Source organism: Streptomyces sp. NPDC005899 (assembly GCF_040629645.1).
Taxonomy (GTDB): Bacteria; Actinomycetota; Actinomycetes; order Streptomycetales; family Streptomycetaceae; genus Streptomyces.
Genome location: NZ_JBEXWB010000465.1, coordinates 1 through 3994 on the forward strand (window position 1 = coordinate 1; position 3994 = coordinate 3994).

Below are 3994 nucleotides of genomic sequence, written 5' to 3' on the forward strand. Positions count from 1 at the left end.
GGCGGGTACCCCGGCGCCAGCACCTCCCGCCCCCGCTCCGCCCGCGCCCGGTACGCGTCGACCGCCGCCTCCGCCACCGGCCCGGAACCGGCGACGTCCAGCCGCGACAGCACCGCCGTCGCGTCCCGCAGCGCCTCCGCGAGCTCGCGCTCCGCCTCGCCCAGCGACGGCACGTCGGCCGGCGGCGCCTCCCGTACCGGCAGGCAGTGCCACACCACCTCCACGTGCAGGTCCCCTGCGGGCCCCACCTCGGTCACCTCGGGCACGAGCCCGTACGGTGTCCCGGCCGTGACGACGGCCTCCCCGGCCTCCAGGGCGCGCGCGTTGAAATCCGGCGGGCCGCTGAGCCCCAGCGGATGCCCGGGAACGGGCAGCGCGACCCGGAAGCCGGACGCACCGAGCCTCCTCAGCCGGCCGAGCGCCAGCGTGAGCCCGACCGGGCCCGCCTCACCCGGCAGTCCCTCGACACGGTGCACCGCGTCCTCGCCGACGATCGCGAGAGCAGCGGCGTCCGGTGACACGAGTCCGGACAGGAGCGCGTTTCCCCAGGCGGCGAGCCGCCCTGAGCGTGGTTCCGAAAGCATGGGGACAGCCTAGGGAACGGCCCCCGGACCTGAGCACTCCCCGGGTGGCGTAGGTTTTCCCTGGGAGCTGTGCCCGCAGGCACGCGACGATCTCGACACTGCATGGGGAGACAACGCGCCATGAGCGATGTACTGGAGCTGGTGGACGTATCCGTGGTCCGCGACGGACGCGCTCTGGTGGACGACGTCTCCTGGTCGGTCAAGGAGGGGGAGCGCTGGGTCATCGTCGGTCCCAACGGCGCCGGGAAGACCACCCTCCTCAACATCGCGTCCAGCTACCTCTTCCCGAGCACCGGCACGGCGAAGGTCCTCGGCGAACAGCTCGGCGGCGTGGGGACCGACGTCTTCGACCTCCGCCCCCGCATCGGCATCGCCGGGGTCGCCATGGCCGACAAACTGCCCAAGCGCCAGACGGTCCTGCAGACGGTGCTCACCGCCGCCTACGGCATGACCGCCACCTGGCACGAGAACTACGAGGCCGTCGACGAGGAGCGCGCCCGCGCCTTCCTCGACCGGCTCGGCATGTCCGACTACCTCGACCGGAAGTTCGGCACCCTCTCCGAGGGGGAGCGCAAGCGCACCCTCATCGCCCGCGCCATGATGACCGACCCCGAACTGCTGCTCCTGGACGAGCCCGCGGCGGGCCTCGACCTCGGCGGGCGCGAGGACCTGGTCCGCCGCCTGGGACGCCTGGCCCGTGACCCGTACGCCCCCTCCATGGTCATGGTGACCCACCACGTCGAGGAGATCGCGCCCGGCTTCACCCACGTCCTGATGATCCGTCAGGGCAAGGTGCTGGCCGCGGGGCCCATGGAGACCGAGCTCAGCTCGCGCAACCTCTCCCTCTGCTTCGGCCTGCCGCTCGTCGTCGAGCACCACGGCGACCGCTACACGGCCCGCGGACTGCCCCTCTCCTGAGTGCCGTCCGGCAGCGGCTTCCCCCGGCGCCCTGTCGGCGGAGGTGACCGGCGCCCTACGATGACCGGGTGGACATCGACGCGTGGGTGTGGTGGCTGATCGGCGCGGTGGGACTGGGCATCCCCCTCGTCCTGACCGCGATGCCCGAATTCGGGATGTTCGCCGTCGGGGCAGTGGCCGCGGCCGTCGTCGCGGCCCTCGGCGGTGGCATCGTCGCCCAGGTACTCGTCTTCGTCTTCGTGTCGGTGGCGCTGATCGCGGTGGTGCGCCCCGTCGCGGCCCGGCACCGGGCGAGTCAGGCCCCGCACGCCACCGGCATCGACGCCCTGAAAGGACGTCAGGCCGTCGTCCTGGAGCGCGTGGACGGCAGCGGCGGCCGCATCAAGCTCGCCGGCGAGGTCTGGTCGGCGCGCTCCCTCGACAGCGATCAGAGCTTCGAACCGGGCCGCCAGGTCGACGTCGTGGACATCGACGGCGCGACGGCCGTCGTCATGTGAGCGAACCAGTCCCACGGCAGGCCGTGGTCTGCCACACTCGAAGTCGATCATCATGAGACCGCAACTGGCTTGAGGAACACGACCGTTGTGAATGTTCGACCTCGAACACCGCGTTCCGCCGGCAACCGAAGGGCACGAGGCACACGATGCAACCGATCATCATCGTCCTGATCATTCTGGTGGTGCTCGTCTTCATCGCCCTGATCAAGACGATCCAGGTCATCCCGCAGGCCAGTGCCGCCATCGTGGAGCGCTTCGGCCGCTACACCCGCACACTCAACGCCGGGCTGAACATCGTCGTCCCGTTCATCGACTCGATCCGCAACCGGATCGACCTCCGCGAACAGGTCGTCCCCTTCCCGCCGCAGCCGGTGATCACCCAGGACAACCTCGTCGTCAACATCGACACCGTCATCTACTACCAGGTGACCGACGCCCGCGCCGCGACGTACGAGGTCGCCAGCTACATCCAGGCGATCGAGCAGCTCACCGTCACCACCCTGCGCAACATCATCGGCGGCATGGACCTGGAGCGGACGCTGACCTCCCGCGAGGAGATCAACGCGGCGCTGCGCGGAGTCCTGGACGAGGCCACCGGCAAATGGGGCATCCGCGTCAACCGCGTCGAGCTGAAGGCCATCGAGCCGCCCACCTCCATCCAGGACTCGATGGAGAAGCAGATGCGCGCCGACCGCGACAAGCGCGCAGCCATCCTCACCGCCGAAGGCATCAGGCAGTCCGCCATCCTCACCGCGGAGGGCGAGAAGCAGTCCGCGATCCTGCGCGCGGAGGGCGAGGCCAAGGCATCCGCCCTGCGGGCCGAAGGCGAGGCGCAGGCCATCCGCACGGTCTTCGAATCCATCCACGCCGGGGACCCGGACCAGAAGCTCCTCTCGTACCAGTACCTCCAGATGCTCCCCAAGATCGCCGAAGGGGACGCCAACAAGCTCTGGATCGTCCCCAGCGAGATCGGTGACGCACTGAAGGGCCTCAGCGGTGCCTTCGGCAACCTCGGCGGCGGCGTCCCCGGCTTCAACACGGGTGCGGAGCGCCGGGAACAGCCCCCGGTCGACTGACCGCCGCACCCCTTCGTGCATGATCGGTGAGGCCCCTCGACCTTCATGGCGGGGAGGCGTCACTGACCATCGAAGGGGATGGCCTTGTCCGTCTGGGAAATTCTCGCGGTCTTCGCCGCCGGGGTAGGCGCCGGCACGATCAACACCATCGTCGGTTCGGGCACGTTGATCACCTTCCCCGTCCTGCTCGCCACCGGGCTGCCCCCGGTCACCGCCGCGGTCTCCAACGCACTCGGGCTGATCCCGGGATCGGTCAGCGGCGCCATCGGCTACCGCAGGGAACTCGCGGGCCAGCGCCGCCGGATACTCAAGCTGAGCGCCGGTGCCCTCATCGGCGGCCTGAGCGGGGCCACGCTCCTCCTGGCGCTGCCCTCCACGGCCTTCGAGACGATCGTCCCCGTCCTCGTGGCACTCGCGCTCGCCCTCGTCATCCTGCAGCCCCGCATCAGTGCCGCCGTCCAGCGGCGGCGAGCCCGCACCGGCACACCCGCCCGGCCCGACGGCGGGCCGCTCCTGTTCACCGGACTCATGCTCGCCAGCGTGTACGGCGGCTACTTCACCGCCGCCCAGGGCATCATCTACCTCTCCCTCATGGGCATGCTGCTCGACGACACCATGCAGCGGCTCAACGCCGTCAAGAACGTCCTCGCCGCCGTCGTCAACAGCGTCGCGGCGCTCTTCTTCCTCTTCGTCGCCGACTTCGACTGGACGGCCGTCGTGCTCATCGCCGTGGGTTCGGCGATCGGCGGGCAGATCGGGGCGAAGGTGGGGCGCCGACTCAGCCCGCGGCTGCTGCGCGCCCTCATCGTGGTCGTCGGCACCGCCGCCATCGTCCAGCTGCTGCTGCGCTGAGGGCGGGAGGGCCGGCCCGCCGCGGTGGCGGCCCCGGCCCGTGCGGCCCGGCTACGCGGCGGACCGC

5 protein-coding genes are annotated in these 3994 nt (G+C 70.8%); 4 read left to right on the forward strand and 1 reads right to left on the reverse strand.

Translation table 11 applies throughout. The features are described 5' to 3' along the window. Positions 1-584 (reverse strand): hypothetical protein (locus ABZ371_RS29930; RefSeq protein ID WP_358685460.1); only part of this gene is annotated, 584 nt, incomplete at its 3' end. Between the two features lie 120 nt (positions 585-704). Here ABZ371_RS29930 and ABZ371_RS29935 point away from each other — a divergent pair. The 4 genes from ABZ371_RS29935 (at position 705) to ABZ371_RS29950 (ending at position 3927) form a co-directional block, all read left to right on the forward strand. Continuing rightward, positions 705-1502: an ABC transporter ATP-binding protein gene (locus ABZ371_RS29935; protein WP_358685463.1), complete on the forward strand. Its 798-nt coding sequence runs from the start codon at positions 705-707 to the stop codon at positions 1500-1502. A 68-nt stretch (positions 1503-1570) separates the two neighbouring features. After that, positions 1571-1999 carry an NfeD family protein gene (locus tag ABZ371_RS29940; RefSeq protein ID WP_358685465.1) on the forward strand — a complete coding sequence of 143 codons (429 nt, stop codon included), beginning with the start codon at positions 1571-1573 and terminating at the stop codon, positions 1997-1999. Between the two features lie 146 nt (positions 2000-2145). After that, complete coding sequence (locus tag ABZ371_RS29945) at positions 2146-3075, forward strand: SPFH domain-containing protein (protein ID WP_358685468.1); 930 nt, start codon at positions 2146-2148, stop codon at positions 3073-3075. A gap of 78 nt (positions 3076-3153) precedes the next feature. Continuing rightward, positions 3154-3927 carry a sulfite exporter TauE/SafE family protein gene (locus ABZ371_RS29950; protein WP_358685471.1) on the forward strand — a complete coding sequence of 258 codons (774 nt, stop codon included), beginning with the start codon at positions 3154-3156 and terminating at the stop codon, positions 3925-3927. Positions 3928-3994 lie beyond the last annotated feature (67 nt).

What these genes read in the sequence shown, in the direction of transcription:
- ABZ371_RS29935 (WP_358685463.1), top strand. Translation starts at nt 705, where the DNA reads ATGAGCGATGTACTGGAGCTGGTGGACGTATCCGTGGTCCGCGACGGA.
- ABZ371_RS29945 (WP_358685468.1), top strand. Translation starts at nt 2,146, where the DNA reads ATGCAACCGATCATCATCGTCCTGATCATTCTGGTGGTGCTCGTCTTC.
- ABZ371_RS29950 (WP_358685471.1), top strand. Translation starts at nt 3,154, where the DNA reads ATGGCCTTGTCCGTCTGGGAAATTCTCGCGGTCTTCGCCGCCGGGGTA.